This is a genomic window from Reichenbachiella agariperforans (assembly GCF_900142205.1).
Lineage (GTDB): Bacteria > Bacteroidota > Bacteroidia > Cytophagales > Cyclobacteriaceae > Reichenbachiella > Reichenbachiella agariperforans.
Window position 1 is genome coordinate 21799 of record NZ_FRAA01000013.1, and the last position, 14890, is coordinate 36688.

A 14890-nucleotide genomic window follows, 5' to 3' on the forward strand; every position below is an offset into this window, starting at 1 on the left:
TCACGAATTTCGAGTCTTTGAGGTTAATTTGAATGATTGGAATAATGAATGTCGAGTATTGATTTTTATCCCCAGAAATACCGACTGATCCGAAGGACAGAGACTGTGTCCAACTAAGGACAAGGACTATGGTCAGTTAAGGACATAACATCTGTCCAGCCTACTGCGTCCTGATGGCATCATTGACGATGCGGATCATTGCCTTGTTGTAGGCTGATAGATACTCATCACACCCGTTGATAAAGTAGCGTCGTTTGATAATAAATGGATTAACATAGGCCAAATACACATCCGATTCCTCAGACCAAACCAATATCTTAAGCGGCAAATCAAAAGCGACTGTGGGTTCACACGCAATGAGTGCCTCCACATCCTTCATCATAAAATCCACTACATGCACTCTACCCTTAAATTCTCCCGCCCCAAGAGAATCCGCTTCAAACATACTGGTATGTATATACTTGTGATGGTTCGCGTCTAGGCTGACATGAATTTTGGAAAGTGTCTCTTCTACATCAAAGGGACTGACATAGATGGTAGGATCTTGCCCCATGGAGAGATGAGAGAGACCCAACAAAAGCGTCAAACACACTACTATTTTATTAATCGGGGACATCAATCTCCTCAAAGTACAATTATATTTTCTCAAAGCGTCGGTTAGTATATCTTCAAACAGTGAATAATACAATTCAAAATTATTCATTTTATCCACTCAACCTCAGCATAAATTCCAATTATTTTACTTTTTTCGATGAACACGGATAAATAATGGATTAAAAATCAACTCTCCCCTACTCTACCCTCTAAAACAACACCACTAAGAGAAGGCTCTAACACACGAAAGGCTGCATTATGAGTGTTTAAAACTCATAATGCAGCCTTTCGATCTCTTCGGTATACTATTATTTCGTTTCCTGACTCACTACTTCTGCCAGTAGTTTGAGTCCTTCTTTTAGATAAGGGTCTTCGGTCAATTTTTTCTGATCCTCTTCGGCAGTCGTTAGCTCTTTTCCGATCGAGCCACCTGACTCAGCCAGTGCTTCTCTATTCGTTTTACGCGCTTCATCTTCGTCGATTTCCGCTTTTCGTTCATCATAGTTGAGCGACATGACATCATCATCCTGCTGCTCCTTAAGTCTTTTCACATCCTCCTTGAGATATTGCAAATCCACATCTGTTTTCAAATCCGTCTGATAGATATCCTCAAGGTGTCTGATCAACTGTGGCGATATGCTATTGGTAGGACGATAATATGATGAGGCGATCTGATCCCAAGGCAGTGAATTAGGTCTTGAACTCTCCCCAAACTTGGCCGCTTCGAACCCAGACGGGAATCCAATATCAGGTGTCACCCCAATATTCTGTGTACTACTACCGCTCACTCTATAAAACTTCGCCAGCGTCAATTTCAGCTGCCCCATTTGCTCGGTATCATTGGGAAACATTCGGTTTAAGTCGATCAGATTCTGCACCGTTCCTTTACCAAATGAAGTCTCTCCTACGATGACCCCTCTTTTGTAATCCTGGATCGCTCCGCTAAAAATCTCTGAAGCAGAAGCAGAAAAACGGTTGATCATGACAGCCAAAGGCCCATCATATTGCACACGTATATCTTCGTCACGTTTGACATCCACTGTACCATCAGAGTTCCTCACTTGGACCACTGGTCCTTGATCGATAAATAACCCTGTGAGGTCAATGGCTTCTTTGAGCGACCCTCCACCATTGTAACGCAGATCGATCAATATCCCATCCACGTTTTGTGCTTTGAGGTCTTCGATAATCAGTTTCACATCACGTGTCGTACTTTTATAATCTTCTATCCCCTGACGGGCTTCTTCAAAATTGATGTAAAAGCTCGGTAGCGTAATCACGCCGAGGTTATACATTTTTGATCCATTATAGATCGGCATAATCTCCGACTTAGCAGACTGCTCCTCTAGCTTGATTTTGTCACGGACCAGTCTTATTTCCCTAGGAATCGCTCCTGCTGCTTCGTCGAATTTCAAGACTTGCAAACGTACCACGGTTCCTTTCTTTCCTCTAATCAGATGTACTACGTCCTGCAATCTCCAACCTATCACATCTACAAAAGCATTTTCATCCCCTTGTGCCACGCCGATGATTTTATCATCCTTGTGCAGCAACTTACTCTTGTAGGCAGGACCCCCAGCGACCACTTCGTTGACTACTGTATAGTCCATACTCTGGGTCAGCCTAGCTCCTATCCCTTCGAGCGACAAACTCATTGAGATGTTGAAATTCTCTGAAGAGATTGGTGAAAAATAATTGGTATGGGGATCATACGCACCTGAATATGCATTCATATAGAACTGAAAAACATCGTCAGAATTATACTGATTGATCCCTTTGCGGTAACGTTTGTATCTTTTGGTGAGCGACTCTACGATCTCCTCGTCCGTCTTGCCAGCTAGTTTGAGACTCAGTGCTTGACTCTTAATGATCTTTCTCCATCGTTCATTGATTTCGTCATTAGAAGACGCCCACTCTATATCATCATCGTCGATATTGAGAGATTCTTCTATTGAATAATCAAATCCAGCCGCCAAGAGGTCATCCACATAATCGATCCGTGTGTTGGCTCGCTCTCTAAAGATTCTGAATATCTGAAACGCTACATCGACATTTCCTTTTTTGATGTAATCATCAAGTTCATACTCGTACTTACTGAAGTAATCTATGTCTGCTTGCAGAAAATAAGACTTATTAAAATCGAGCGACTCTAGAAAATCATTGAAGATGACCGACGATAACGAATCATTCAGTTCCATCTTTCGGTAGTGATTCTTGCTAAGTAAGTTGTTGATGAGATAGGTCTCCTTCCAGTGCTTAGGTGCTGGCTCTAAAACCGCCAACGTATCGCCCACAGTAATGGCCTGCGAGACAAACACTTGGAATACGAATAGTAATAACAACAAACTTTTTCTATGATCCTTCAATATCATCCTGTCTAGTTTTGGATTTCGTAAATAGTAAATATGAAAATTAACAACGTAAAATACTCAGTATTTGGTTTAATTTTGGCATTTATTAACACCTCAGCAATAACCCTTCCCATATGAACAACAGACAACTCTTCTCGCAACATCTAGGCCAAACCTCTGAATTCCCATTAGGATTAGAGATAGAAAAGGCAAAAGGTCTCTACATGTACGACAAAAATGGGAAGTCCTATATGGATCTGATCTCAGGCATTGGCGTGAGTAGTATTGGCCATCGCCACCCTGCTGTCCTATCGGCCATTAGGGAGCAAACTGACAAATATCTACATCTCATGGTCTATGGTGAATTCGTCGAGGCGCCACAAGTTCAACTAGCCAAGGCACTCTGCGATACGCTACCTGACCACCTCAACAACGTTTTTCTGGTCAACTCCGGTAGTGAGGCAACGGAAGGAGCTCTCAAACTCGCCAAGCGATATACTGGGAGACCCAAAATCGTATCCTGCATCAACGCCTACCACGGATCGACTTCTGGCGCATTGGCTGCTGGAGGTAACGAGTCCCTCAAAACCCCTTTCAGGCCGCTCACGCCTGAGGTTTATCATATTGTATTTGGAGATGAAGCTTACCTAGAGACAATAGATGAGCGCACCGCAGCGGTCATCATCGAACCTATACAAGGAGAAGCAGGCGTACGAATCGCTAGTCCAGACTACTTCAAAGCGCTACGCAAACGATGTGATGAAATGGGATGTCTTCTAATCTATGACGAGGTACAATGCGGTGTAGGGCGTAGTGGCACATTCTGGGCATTCGAGCAGTTAGATGCAGCACCAGACATCCTGCTATCTGCCAAAGGACTCGGTGGTGGTATGCCTATCGGTGCATTCATCTCCTCCAAGGACATCATGCACAGCCTCACCCATGACCCCATACTGGGACACATCTCGACCTTCGGTGGACACCCAGTGAGTGCTGCCGCTGCACTCGCAACAGTTAATTTCCTCACAGAATCAAACCTAATCGAGCAAGCCTACGCTAAAGGTGAGCTTTTCAAGTCACTACTCATACACGACAAAATCAAAGAAGTACGTGGCAAAGGACTCATGCTAGCAGTAGCATTTGAATCCTTTGACTTCCTCAAAACACTCATCGATCACCTCATCGAAAAAGGTTTTCTCACCGACTGGTTTCTATTCTGTGATGATGCCATGCGTATCGCACCTCCACTCACGATAGAAAAAGGAGAAATAAAAATGGCCTGCAGTGCTATACTACAGGCCATTGATGAAGTTTCTTCGTGACTTCCTTTACAGAAGTGATTTGAGTGTTAGTGTTATGGTTTCACCATCGATCACCAGTGTTACCGTCTCTCCTGGCTGAGAGAACACATCTGACAGTTCGGCCAAGCCTAATGCTAGTGCATCTTCTCCGTTCACAGATATAATGACCGAATTGGCATCAATATCAGCTGCTGATGCAGGGCTATTGTCAAACACCTTGTGAACTAGCACCTGAGACTTATCCTTGCTCAGTTGCAACTCTATACCAGAGCAGTTGGTAGGAAAAGACTCCTCAAAGTGTTGATTTTTTTCCCAGTACATGCTCTTACTATGGTAATCATATACGATGTTGAATTTCCTCAATAGACCACTTCCCATGATACCTGCCACTTTTTTATGGTTTTGTATCCCACTCTGGGCGTGACTAAGTCCAACTGGCATATCTTCAAAACTATACCCCGCAAAGGCAAATTCCTTCACTTTTCCTCTATGGTGCTCGTACTCTTTCTCTCCGAGACCTGCTACGAGATAGATGTAGCTGTCTCCTACCTTAGATGCCAGATCATTATCTTCTACAAATGGCGTATTGAAATCTATGGTCGCCTTAGCCCCCGTGTCTACGAAAAACTCTCCTTTGACTTTTTCACCATTCTGCAGCGTCACCTCTCCTTCAATATGTGGAATGAATGACGTTAAATTGATTTTAAACTTCTTTCCCAACCCTTGGTAGCTGTATGAAGATGGATCATAAAGTTTAATTTCCATCGCATCATAATCCATCGATACTACATAATTTTTGAGCACATCGTACCCGATGATTCCATCTATGTCCTTGCCTATGCTGATTTCAAGATGAGTGAGATCTGTCTCATAAACTTGTACATTATGTATCGGTGCACCGGCTATTGTCAACTCATTGTGTTTGACGAGCTTACCACTAATCGTCCCTTCGGCACTGGTAGTCGTCGCTGTAGATCCAGAGGCCATCCCTAGTTCCTTAGCTCTTTCGATATTCAGGACAGTTAACCCATCTCCAGTATCGAAAATAAAATCTAAATCATCTGATCCATTGACCTTCACCTGAATAAAGGCATGATCACCGTATTGTTCAAATGGTATATTAGCGATGGGAGATTGCCCATATGCATTCGCAACGACCAAAATGGCGGCCACAATCAATCCTAGTTTCGTTTTCATGTTAAGTTCTTAGTTTCGGAGGCATGAAATTAGCTGCAAATCCGAACATATCAAAGCCTGCTCTTGCAATTCGAAAACGTCCAGACTGACTAGAGTCAATATCGTCGCTCGTAGGTAGCGATATTCCCTGAGTTGTCCGTGACGACCAGCTTGAGTTCTCCTATGACCACTGATTTCTCATCCGACCAAATCAAGTTACGTTTGGCATCATAGTTCATCAGCAACCATTTTCCATTCAGTTCTGCCCGTATCTCCCCTATCCCTGACATATCGTCTGTCACTAAAAACCGTAAACTATACTTCGAACGAAGCGGTTTGATCAAAGGAGCTACACTATCTGTTGCAACCGTATAATTGACCAAGTCTCTTGTCCTAAAAGTCACCGTTCCCTGCTCCCATTCGCCTCCCATATAGCTCAGAGATCCACGACTACTGACACTGTACACGGCAGATTTTTCGACATCATACTGCAAACTAGGCTTAAGCTCGATCTCCACATATTTACGCAATGGCACATCTTCGTTCCCAAACTGGAAATACTCCGCCCCTCCTTCATCAACATATTGATAACGCAAAAACAACTGATCAAACAACGCTTGGTTGCTAAAACGTACAGTACAGGTTTCTCCTTCGTACTCCGCAGCTCTATGCTTGGGAAGTTTCGCTACAAAATCGAAATACTGCATCTGATCACAGATCTCTACCGAATCAGGCATACCATAGCGCATGTCCCAGATATAATAAGCCTGGTCTAGCACATCGTAGGACATCTGCTGACGATACATGGTAGAGTCCACATAGACTTTGGCCTCACAGTAAATACGGTCTGTCAAATCCGTCTTTAACTCCAAAAAACCACGGTGTAGGTCAGCAGCAGGTTTATCAGCACTCTGAGCTAACTGATACGTTCTCAGATCATCACTCGATCCATTAATGGTAAATCGGTACTGGTTCAGGTTGCCATAGCTATCCTCCAACCGTATATCCAGATGATGGGGATTCAAATCCATCACACGCATAACTCCATCTAGATTATTAGTCTCGTAAAAAGTGAGTTCATTGCCCGCATCAACATAGTACTTGTTAAAACGTCGACCCCCCTGACTGGATCGCTTATAATTGGTATGCACCAAAATATTTCTTTGAAGATGAAACTCCATGGTCGCTATGTCTTGCTGAAAAATCAACTCATTGTCTAGTGTGAGCGTCTGATGTCTTACCCCGTTTTTGTTGCGTGCGCCATCGAGTTGGTCATAGACATAGACTTCCACTCCGATATTCCCAAACAGTGACAAGGGTTCATTGATTACTGGGTTTCCAGCTTTATCCAGCTGTACATTGAACTCAAAGCGACCAAATAAGCCGTTGACCCGTGCATGATCGTCCATGGTCACAAAAGCAACTTTAGAGACAGTCGGAGCGATGTTGTCCACGATCTCGTCAAAACCAAAATCTAATGGATCGAGTATTTTGTGTGCTTTGTCTCGGATCTCAAAATGCAGATGCGGCCCAGAGGAAGACCCGGAGTTGCCTGACTTGGCGACCTCATCGCCTTGCTTGAACGCGAACTGTCCCTTGTCAGGAAATAAATTGACATCAAAACTTTCAAGTGCATACTGTTTGTCCCTCACATAGGCAGCGATCTCAGGGCTAAAACGTTCGAGATGTGCGTATACCGTGACGGAGTTATTATGAGGATGTGCGATGTAGAGTGCATTACCATAACCACTCGTAGACACACGTACACGTTCTACATAGCCATCAGCCGCCGCATAGATCGGTAGACCCGTGATTCCGCTGGTTTTGATATCTATCCCAGAGTGAAAATGCGTCGAACGTAACTCTCCCATAGTGCCCGCTAGGTAGTTCTCTTGTTTTGGCCTAACTGGAAATATAAAATCACCTCGCTTAGGTGACTGAGCAGACACATTAATACTGGCTAATAAAAGAAGGGTAACAATACTACTTAATCTCAAAATCCATCACTTTTTCGTCCTCTAGATATGCCTCCAAACGATTGCCTATCTGGACAGGACCTACACCTTTTGGGGTTCCCGTGAAGATAAGGTCTCCTTTTTTCAAAGTAAAAAATTGCGAGACATAAGCGATAATAAAGTCTACATCGAACATCATCAGACTGGTATTGCCCTGCTGAACACTCTTACCATCTATTTTCAATCCGAAATTCAAATTATTAAGATCATACCCCTCTACGGAGCGAAATTCAGAGATCGGCGCTGAGCCATTGAACCCTTTGGCAATATCCCATGGCAGTCCCTTGCTTTTGAGTTTGGTTTGCAAATCCCGCGCAGTGAAATCAATACCAATCGCGAACTGATCGTAATACTTGTGTGCAAATTTCTCTTCGATGTTTTTGCCCACTTTGGAGATACGAATAACTACCTCCACCTCATGATGTATATCCTTGGTAAAATCTGGGTAATAGAAAGCATCGTTGTTGCGGAGCAGAGCCGAATCAGGCTTGGAAAACACAACGGGTTCGTCAGGCTTTTCATTATTTAATTCCTGAATATGCTCTACATAGTTTCTTCCTATTGCCAGTATTTTCATCCGTATATGGGGTTTGATCCAAAATGACCGCTAAGTTCAAGTAAGTGAACTGAAATGTAAAAGTAATTAGGTAGAAATATATGAAATACGGCTAAAGAAGCATACCGTACTGAATGCATATTAATTCCACCTACTCGTCTTCTAATAGTAGCGAATCTGCTTGTTTTTCACTTCCTCCTTGACCTCCTGTAGACGCTGATCAAAATCGAGTGGTTTACCATCCAGATAGTCATCAAATGACACGGTAGAAAGAAACTCCATCAACTTAGGTGGGTGTGGCGTAGACTTGCCATGATTATCCACAAATCGAAGTTTGCTCCATAGGATATTTTTGAGGTGGGTTTCGTCATCATCCGTCATGAAGTACTCCACCACTACAGAACGTTCGTCATACCACATGACTCTTGAGTGTAAATGCACCCACTCACCCATCCCTGCGGGTCTCAGGTATGATATTTGGTGATTGTACACCACCCATACCGCATCAAATGCCTGATAAATCTCAGAGTTCTGGAGTCCATACAACTTGGGTACTTGATCTTCTCGACCATTGAAATAGTAGTCAAAGTACTTGGCATTATTCAAATGTCTGAGTGGATCGCAATCCTGAAAACGAATAACAGATCTTGTCTTGGTGGTTTTCTCGTAGCGTTTGTTGGGGTCGAATTCAAACATTGTATCGATTTTTAATGATGTTCATATGGTGGGACATGTGTCCTGCTAGGATATATACGATAGCACGGCTAGAAGTTTTCTGTCCACTTGCTGTACCTGTTTTTTGGAGCTGATTTTTCGTTAGGTTCTGTATCATACTCATGTTGGCATTTCGAACTTGGATAAACTCCGTGAGTAAATCCTGAGAGGTATTGACATCATCCTCTGCCCCTATTATATAGTCATCCTGCTCGAAACCTGGTAAAGGCGTCTGATCGCCACGACTAATACACATCGCTCGATAGCCAAACACACGCTCCGTATCGATAACGTGGCGTAACAACTGTTTCATCGTCCATTTACCCTCAGCATAGGCATAGTTCCATTTTTCCTCATCCAGGGACTCATAACATTTTACCCACTCATCACGTTGATTTTTCAGTGTTTCTAAAATGTCTACTTCTTCGATCACATGATCGATATAGCCTTGATAGAAAGCTCCATATTCATCATTTGTTGGCTTAGCTATTGTCATGTTTTTTAATTTTAATCTTGGGTTTGAATTTCCTCTACTTATACCAGCTCGAATATTTCAGGTAATTGCCTGCGATGCGTTGTATCTCGGCCGTCCCTTTGTCTCCTATATCCTTGACCTTTCGTGCGGGATTACCCACATAGACAGAGCCAGGTTCTATGATGGTATTTTCTAACACGACTGCACCTGCTCCCACAATAGAGCCAGTACCTACCACTACATGATCCATCACGATTGCTCCCATACCTATCAGTACATTATCCTCCAGTGTACAACCATGCACGATGGCATTGTGACCAATAGAGACATGGTTACCGATGACAGTAGGTGCTTTGAGATAAGTGCAGTGGATCATGGCATTGTCCTGAACATTAGAGTTATGACCAATAGTGATAGAGTTTACATCACCACGTAGGACAGCATTGTACCAGATACTACAGTTGTCCCCCATCGTCACGTCTCCTATCACTACTGCAGTCTCTGCAAACCAACAATCTTTTCCCTGTTTTGGAGTCTTCCCCAGCAATTCTCTGATCAATGCCATAATAGTTTCATGTTTGAAACAAATCTATTCTTTTGACTCCTCCCATGCAAGCTTGGCCGATGGACTCGTCGCAATCCCTGGACGCAACTTTGTGTCATCCACGGGTGCAGCATAGCGCGTTTCTACAGGTAAAGTTCCCGCCCATATATCTAGTGCATAGTCTTCCTCATCATCTACTGGGGAGCCTGTCCTGATTTTGGCAGATGCCGATTCGATACTGATCTCTAGTACAGAAGTGATATCTAGCTCCTTTTGGTTCGGCTGACGCACCTCATTCCACCGTCCTTTTAGGAAATTTTCTGTAATCAAATGCAGTGCCTCGTTCTTACCCGCATCAACGACTAGCTCATTGGCGTGCCCATAAATAATAGCCGATCGGTAGTTAACCGAGTGATGAAATGCCGAGCGTGCCAACACCAGCCCATCGAGATGAGTCACACAAAAACATATGGGTGCTCCCGCCTTGGTTTGTTTGATTGCTCTGCTCTTGACCGAACCGTGGATGTATATTTTGTCCCCTGACCGAGCATAAGCCGTTGGGATCATAAAAGGCTCACCATTCATCACAAAACTAATATGACATAGAAAGCCTGCGTCGAGTATTTCATATATAGTTTCTTTGTCATAAGTAGCTCTCTTTGCACCTCTTACGACTTTGTTTTTTGCTTCTTTTGGAAACTGTGTCATCTCATTATTTTTAAATTCTTGAACAATACTAACACAACAGTGGATTATCATTGTATACCAGATTCAAACTAAAAGATGGTCCAGATATGCTACCTTGGAAAACGATCATTCGACTCACACCAGATACTCGACGGGCGGTTTACTTACAAATTGCAGATGACATCACCGCTGAAATCTCCAGTGGTAGAGTCACGCTTGGCACCAAACTCCCCAGCAGCCGACTACTAGCAGAACAACTACAACTCAATCGCAAAACAGTACAACTCGCTTATGACGAACTACTCTCTCAAGGTTGGATTGAAATCATCCCCTATAAAGGAACGTTCGTCAAAAAAAATCTCCCAATCCTAAAACCTAAACCCCTAGGGTTCATACGACCATCCAGTCCTAAATCCCCAACAACTCTAGCAGTCAAAACGCACCAAATCAATGATGGCACACCCGACTATCGTATCGCTCCAGTCACGGCTCTTTACAAGACTGCTCGATTCTTGACCGAAAGCAAGCTTAGTAAATCAGTCTTGACAGGAAGTCATTTTGCTGGTCATGTATCTCTACGACAAAACCTCGCCAAATACCTCAATGATACACGAGCACTTACTCCTACTGCAAATGATCTAATCATCACTCGCGGGAGTCAAATGTCAATATTTCTAGCTTGCTCGGTCATCCTGTCCCCTGGAGATCGGGTCATTGTCGGGCATCTCAACTATGAATCCGCCAACGAGACCATTCGATATCTAGGCGGACAACTCGTCCCAGTTAAGGTAACACGGCATGGACTAGATATAGATCAAATAGAATCTATCATAGTAACACAAAAAATCAAAGCCATCTACATCAGTCCACACCACCACTATCCTACTACTGTCACTATGCCCATCGAACATCGACTCAAACTACTCGCACTGGCACAGCACCACGGGTTTTATATATTAGAGGATGATTATGACTATGACTATCACTACGCAGGTTCGCCCATACTTCCTATCGCTAGTATAGATCAAGGACAGCAGGTTATCTATATTGGTTCATTTAGCAAAATTCTCGCTCCTTCTATTCGAATGGGGTATATGTATGCTCATCCGGACATCATTTCGCGCTGCATAACAATCAGAAAACTCATAGACAGACGAGGCGACCCCATCATCGAAAAATCTCTATCTATACTGATAGAAGACGGTGATATCCAGCGCTCCATCAAAAAAGCAGTCAAAATCTATAGAGATCGTAGAGACCTGTTTTGCAAAACACTCCAGCATAAATTCTCTGATCAAGTTTCCTTTGAAACACCAGACGGAGGGATGGCGGTCTGGGTTAAATTTCATAATCTAAAGGTCAAAACACTTAAAGAAACAACTTTAAAACAGCATCTACACCTAGATGTAGACACCTATTCCGAAGAAGATAAGTGTCGTTTAGGGTTTGCCTCCTTGAATGAAGATGAAATTGATCATCACTTGACAGTCTTACAAGATTCTATACACTGGCTAAAACATAAAAACACATAACTTCTAGACTTCAAAACATTCAGATTCATTATATTGATGCGCTATATTCTGATACAGAATCAAACAACTTAAACCTATTAAGAATACATGCAGGTAGAGCAAATCAAATGGTCTCCTAAAGACAAATGGCAATCCATATCGGACAAAAACCTAAGTGATACAGCCAACCTCGTATTTGCTATTGGTAATTTTGATCTCATCCAAGATCCAACACGCTACGATGAACTCAGAGCCAAATATCCTAATGCTGACATCATCACCTGCGGTAGTGATGGAGAGATTCTAAATGGAAAATTGGTCGATCAACAAATAATTGTATCTGCTCTCTACTTTGAGAAAACAGACATTCAGTGTGTCCAAATAGATATCAATCAAGTAAAAGACAGTTTTGATGCAGGTACACACTTGTCTGCAGATCTGGATAAAGATTTTATTACCCATCTACTTGTATTCTCAGACAGTAAAAATCTACAAAGTAGTGACTTGATGACTGGTATCCACATCAACTTAGCAAAACACGTTCCTGTAACTGGAGGATTACCCGGTATCTATCAAGATACCGACACTTCTCTTGTCGGACTAAATGGACCTCCTAAAAAAGGACAATTAATTGGCATAGGGTTCAGTGGAGAAAACCTACAAGTAGGTTATAGTATCGCACGAGGATGGACGAGTTTCGGAGCGGAAAAAACCATCACAAAGGCAGAAAACAACCGATTATACGAGATAGATCATAAGAGTGCCTACCACTTCTACCAACAATACTTAGAGCACGTAGTTGATGATGTAGACCAAGCTATTTCTCAATTCCCTTTAGGGATCAAACGAGTAGCATCAGATCCACGAATTGTAAGATCAGCCATAGAGTTACATCCTGATGGGTCTATTACCTTTTCGAGTGGCTTCTCTATTGGAGATAATATTCGGATGATGAAAACCAACATCTCTTCTCTACTCTCATCGGCACAAGAAGCCGCAAATCATAGTTTAAAGCCTTTAGACGATCAAAAAGCTGATTTTCTTTTGTTGGTAAATTGCTCTGGGAGAAGAAATGTTCTCAAGGATTGGGTTTGTGAAGAGATAGAATCTGTAAATTCGATTCTCAGCTACGAAACACCCATGATGGGATTTTATTCACATGGAGAAATATCTCCCAACCAACCTAATTCAAAAAGTGAAGTTCACAACCAATGTTTGGTATTCACAGCCTTTAGAGAAAATTAATGGATTCAAATCACTTACATCATTTACTCCAAAAACAGATCAATAAATACGCCAGCGATACCCCAATCCCAGCAGGACTCAATAATTTATTGAATGACATTAGTCAAACCTACACGAATTTTGAGCGAGATCAGGAACTTATAGAGCGTGTCATGAATGTAAGCTCGGAAGAGCTGCTAGATGCCAATCAGGAGCTTAAAAAAATCAATGAGGAGATGGATCGGTTTGTCTACAGTACTTCGCATGATCTACGTGCCCCTCTGCTCTCTATCCTTGGTCTACTCAATATCATAGAAAAGGAAAACAAACAATACGATATTCAAGGCTATCTCAAACTACTGCGCGACAGCACTGTTAACCTGGACAAGTTCATCAGTGATATCATAGACTACTCGCGAAACTCTCGACTGGATGTCGAAAAGAAGGAAGTAGATATCGGGGAGATCATCAACGAATCCTTCAAACACCTCAACTATCTACCTGGCTGCTCTACACTCCTCAAACTAGTCAATATAGACGCAAAAGAAAAATTCTACTGCGACGAACGAAGACTTACAATCATCTTTAACAACCTGATTTCAAACGCTATCAAATACCAAAACGCTAGCCTTTCGGACAGCTTCATCAACATAGAAGCCATGATAGACGAGAAAGCGATGACTGTACAGATAGAAGACAATGGCATTGGTATAGATGCCACCTATCTGCAAAAAATATTTGACATGTTTTATCGTGCAAGTCCTGATTCAAAAGGCTCTGGTCTCGGATTATACATCGTCAAAGAGGCTATTCAAAAGCTACATGGGAGTATCAGTGTGGAATCTACATTAGGTATGGGTACACGGTTTAGTGTTGTTATACCTAACCTAGAACGACATTAGGTATAAGTAAATGCTTAGTTAGAGATACAAATTCATTTTCTGGTATGGTTTTGTCTACATAGAGGCTATAAACAACACCGAAATGGATTCATTAGAGATTTTAGCTTTTGGCTGGGCACTAATTGCCCTATCGATATTTGGCTTTCAAGCCACTCGATCGCACAAAAACGAGCACGAAGATATATGGAACATCAAACAACACGAGGACAAACATTAAATCAGAACTGCTTTTAGTGCCAGTTCTCACTTTTCAAATTCTTTACCGCTCTCATCACATCCTTTTGACTGATCTGCCCAATCAGTCGACCATGATCATCCTGAACAGGAAATCTTCTAATTTTCATTTCCAAAAACATTTTAGCTGCCTCAAACACATTTGTGTCTGGGTGTATTTGCATAACATTAGTAGCCATATGATCCTCTACCTTCCCTCCTAAAATTGGTAGATTATGATACTTCCCTTTGACTACTTCTTTCAGACAATCCCCTTCAGAAATAACCCCTACGAGTTCTCCCATACTATTGACTACTGGAGCCCCCGAAATACGATTGGCAAGTAACTTCTCGACAACCTCCATAATCGATTGCTCTGGATGAAAAGTAATGAGTCTCGTAGACATGTAATCTCTAACTGATATTCTTTGCGTGTCGGTGGCAACTGGCTTCAGCATTTGCACACCACGATAGTTTTTTACCATGACAGTAGGATTTAGGTGAATGTATAAGATAACAAATAACGGCCTTAAACACAAACATAACCTTTTGAATAAAAGAAAGATAAGTCAAATTATCATAGCCAAACTATATTACAACTGCTTGGTTTCATAACTTATCATTGAA

Annotated in this window: 15 protein-coding genes; 5 read left to right on the plus strand and 10 right to left on the minus strand. The window is 42.3% G+C overall.

What is annotated here, in order from left to right; translation table 11 throughout:
• Positions 1-160: 160 nt before the first annotated feature.
• The gene (locus BUB99_RS19525; protein ID WP_158584215.1) at positions 161-586 is read right to left on the minus strand and encodes a DUF302 domain-containing protein; all 426 of its coding nucleotides are present in this window, start codon (positions 584-586) and stop codon (positions 161-163) included.
• A 316-nt stretch (positions 587-902) separates the two neighbouring features.
• Positions 903-2966: a carboxy terminal-processing peptidase gene (locus BUB99_RS19530; RefSeq protein ID WP_084190682.1), complete on the minus strand. Its 2064-nt coding sequence runs from the start codon at positions 2964-2966 to the stop codon at positions 903-905.
• A gap of 113 nt (positions 2967-3079) precedes the next feature.
• On the opposite strand from BUB99_RS19530, the gene BUB99_RS19535 reads away from it, so the two are divergent.
• A complete protein-coding gene (locus BUB99_RS19535) occupies positions 3080-4267 on the plus strand; it encodes an aspartate aminotransferase family protein (protein WP_073125551.1) in 1188 nt (395 codons plus the stop codon).
• Positions 4268-4273: 6 nt separating this feature from the next.
• Here the strand turns inward: BUB99_RS19535 and BUB99_RS19540 are convergent, their stop codons facing one another.
• From BUB99_RS19540 to BUB99_RS19570, 7 genes are all read right to left on the minus strand, one after another.
• The gene (locus BUB99_RS19540; RefSeq protein WP_073125554.1) at positions 4274-5443 is read right to left on the minus strand and encodes an aspartyl protease family protein; all 1170 of its coding nucleotides are present in this window, start codon (positions 5441-5443) and stop codon (positions 4274-4276) included.
• 95 nt (positions 5444-5538) lie between these two features.
• Positions 5539-7419: a M23 family metallopeptidase gene (locus BUB99_RS19545; protein ID WP_170863858.1), complete on the minus strand. Its 1881-nt coding sequence runs from the start codon at positions 7417-7419 to the stop codon at positions 5539-5541.
• Complete coding sequence (locus BUB99_RS19550) at positions 7406-8014, minus strand: fumarylacetoacetate hydrolase family protein (RefSeq protein WP_073125557.1); 609 nt, start codon at positions 8012-8014, stop codon at positions 7406-7408. Before BUB99_RS19550 ends, BUB99_RS19545 begins: the two co-directional genes overlap by 14 nt.
• Positions 8015-8155: 141 nt before the next feature.
• On the minus strand, positions 8156-8689 hold the full coding sequence (locus BUB99_RS19555) for an acyl-CoA thioesterase (RefSeq protein ID WP_073125559.1): 534 nt from the start codon (positions 8687-8689) through the stop codon (positions 8156-8158).
• Positions 8682-9203: a DinB family protein gene (locus tag BUB99_RS19560; protein WP_073125561.1), complete on the minus strand. Its 522-nt coding sequence runs from the start codon at positions 9201-9203 to the stop codon at positions 8682-8684. Before BUB99_RS19560 ends, BUB99_RS19555 begins: the two co-directional genes overlap by 8 nt.
• A gap of 34 nt (positions 9204-9237) precedes the next feature.
• Positions 9238-9747 carry a gamma carbonic anhydrase family protein gene (locus BUB99_RS19565; RefSeq protein ID WP_073125564.1) on the minus strand — a complete coding sequence of 170 codons (510 nt, stop codon included), beginning with the start codon at positions 9745-9747 and terminating at the stop codon, positions 9238-9240.
• 24 nt (positions 9748-9771) lie between these two features.
• A complete protein-coding gene (locus BUB99_RS19570; protein ID WP_073125567.1) occupies positions 9772-10434 on the minus strand; it encodes a pyridoxamine 5'-phosphate oxidase family protein in 663 nt (220 codons plus the stop codon).
• A gap of 86 nt (positions 10435-10520) precedes the next feature.
• Between BUB99_RS19570 and pdxR the strand changes: the two genes are divergently transcribed.
• The 4 genes from pdxR (at position 10521) to BUB99_RS20710 (ending at position 14267) form a co-directional block, all read left to right on the plus strand.
• Positions 10521-11945, plus strand: coding sequence for a MocR-like pyridoxine biosynthesis transcription factor PdxR (gene pdxR, locus BUB99_RS19575; protein WP_073125583.1), 1425 nt, complete (start codon positions 10521-10523; stop codon positions 11943-11945).
• 87 nt (positions 11946-12032) lie between these two features.
• A complete protein-coding gene (locus tag BUB99_RS19580) occupies positions 12033-13169 on the plus strand; it encodes an FIST signal transduction protein (protein WP_073125570.1) in 1137 nt (378 codons plus the stop codon).
• On the plus strand, positions 13169-14050 hold the full coding sequence (locus tag BUB99_RS19585) for a sensor histidine kinase (RefSeq protein WP_073125573.1): 882 nt from the start codon (positions 13169-13171) through the stop codon (positions 14048-14050). The genes BUB99_RS19580 and BUB99_RS19585 overlap by 1 nt, the downstream gene beginning before the upstream one ends.
• Before the next feature lie 82 nt (positions 14051-14132).
• The gene (locus BUB99_RS20710) at positions 14133-14267 is read left to right on the plus strand and encodes a hypothetical protein (protein ID WP_255416106.1); all 135 of its coding nucleotides are present in this window, start codon (positions 14133-14135) and stop codon (positions 14265-14267) included.
• Positions 14268-14280: 13 nt separating this feature from the next.
• On the opposite strand, the gene BUB99_RS19590 is transcribed toward BUB99_RS20710, so the two are convergent.
• A complete protein-coding gene (locus BUB99_RS19590; protein WP_073125575.1) occupies positions 14281-14748 on the minus strand; it encodes a CBS domain-containing protein in 468 nt (155 codons plus the stop codon).
• Positions 14749-14890: the final 142 nt, after the last annotated feature.

What these genes read in the sequence shown, in the direction of transcription:
- BUB99_RS19530 (WP_084190682.1), bottom strand. Translation starts at nt 2,966, where the DNA reads ATGATATTGAAGGATCATAGAAAAAGTTTGTTGTTATTACTATTCGTA.
- BUB99_RS19535 (WP_073125551.1), top strand. Translation starts at nt 3,080, where the DNA reads ATGAACAACAGACAACTCTTCTCGCAACATCTAGGCCAAACCTCTGAA.
- BUB99_RS19540 (WP_073125554.1), bottom strand. Translation starts at nt 5,443, where the DNA reads ATGAAAACGAAACTAGGATTGATTGTGGCCGCCATTTTGGTCGTTGCG.
- BUB99_RS19550 (WP_073125557.1), bottom strand. Translation starts at nt 8,014, where the DNA reads ATGAAAATACTGGCAATAGGAAGAAACTATGTAGAGCATATTCAGGAA.
- BUB99_RS19555 (WP_073125559.1), bottom strand. Translation starts at nt 8,689, where the DNA reads ATGTTTGAATTCGACCCCAACAAACGCTACGAGAAAACCACCAAGACA.
- BUB99_RS19560 (WP_073125561.1), bottom strand. Translation starts at nt 9,203, where the DNA reads ATGACAATAGCTAAGCCAACAAATGATGAATATGGAGCTTTCTATCAA.
- BUB99_RS19565 (WP_073125564.1), bottom strand. Translation starts at nt 9,747, where the DNA reads ATGGCATTGATCAGAGAATTGCTGGGGAAGACTCCAAAACAGGGAAAA.
- BUB99_RS19570 (WP_073125567.1), bottom strand. Translation starts at nt 10,434, where the DNA reads ATGACACAGTTTCCAAAAGAAGCAAAAAACAAAGTCGTAAGAGGTGCA.
- pdxR (WP_073125583.1), top strand. Translation starts at nt 10,521, where the DNA reads ATGCTACCTTGGAAAACGATCATTCGACTCACACCAGATACTCGACGG.
- BUB99_RS19580 (WP_073125570.1), top strand. Translation starts at nt 12,033, where the DNA reads ATGCAGGTAGAGCAAATCAAATGGTCTCCTAAAGACAAATGGCAATCC.
- BUB99_RS19585 (WP_073125573.1), top strand. Translation starts at nt 13,169, where the DNA reads ATGGATTCAAATCACTTACATCATTTACTCCAAAAACAGATCAATAAA.
- BUB99_RS20710 (WP_255416106.1), top strand. Translation starts at nt 14,133, where the DNA reads ATGGATTCATTAGAGATTTTAGCTTTTGGCTGGGCACTAATTGCCCTA.
- BUB99_RS19590 (WP_073125575.1), bottom strand. Translation starts at nt 14,748, where the DNA reads ATGGTAAAAAACTATCGTGGTGTGCAAATGCTGAAGCCAGTTGCCACC.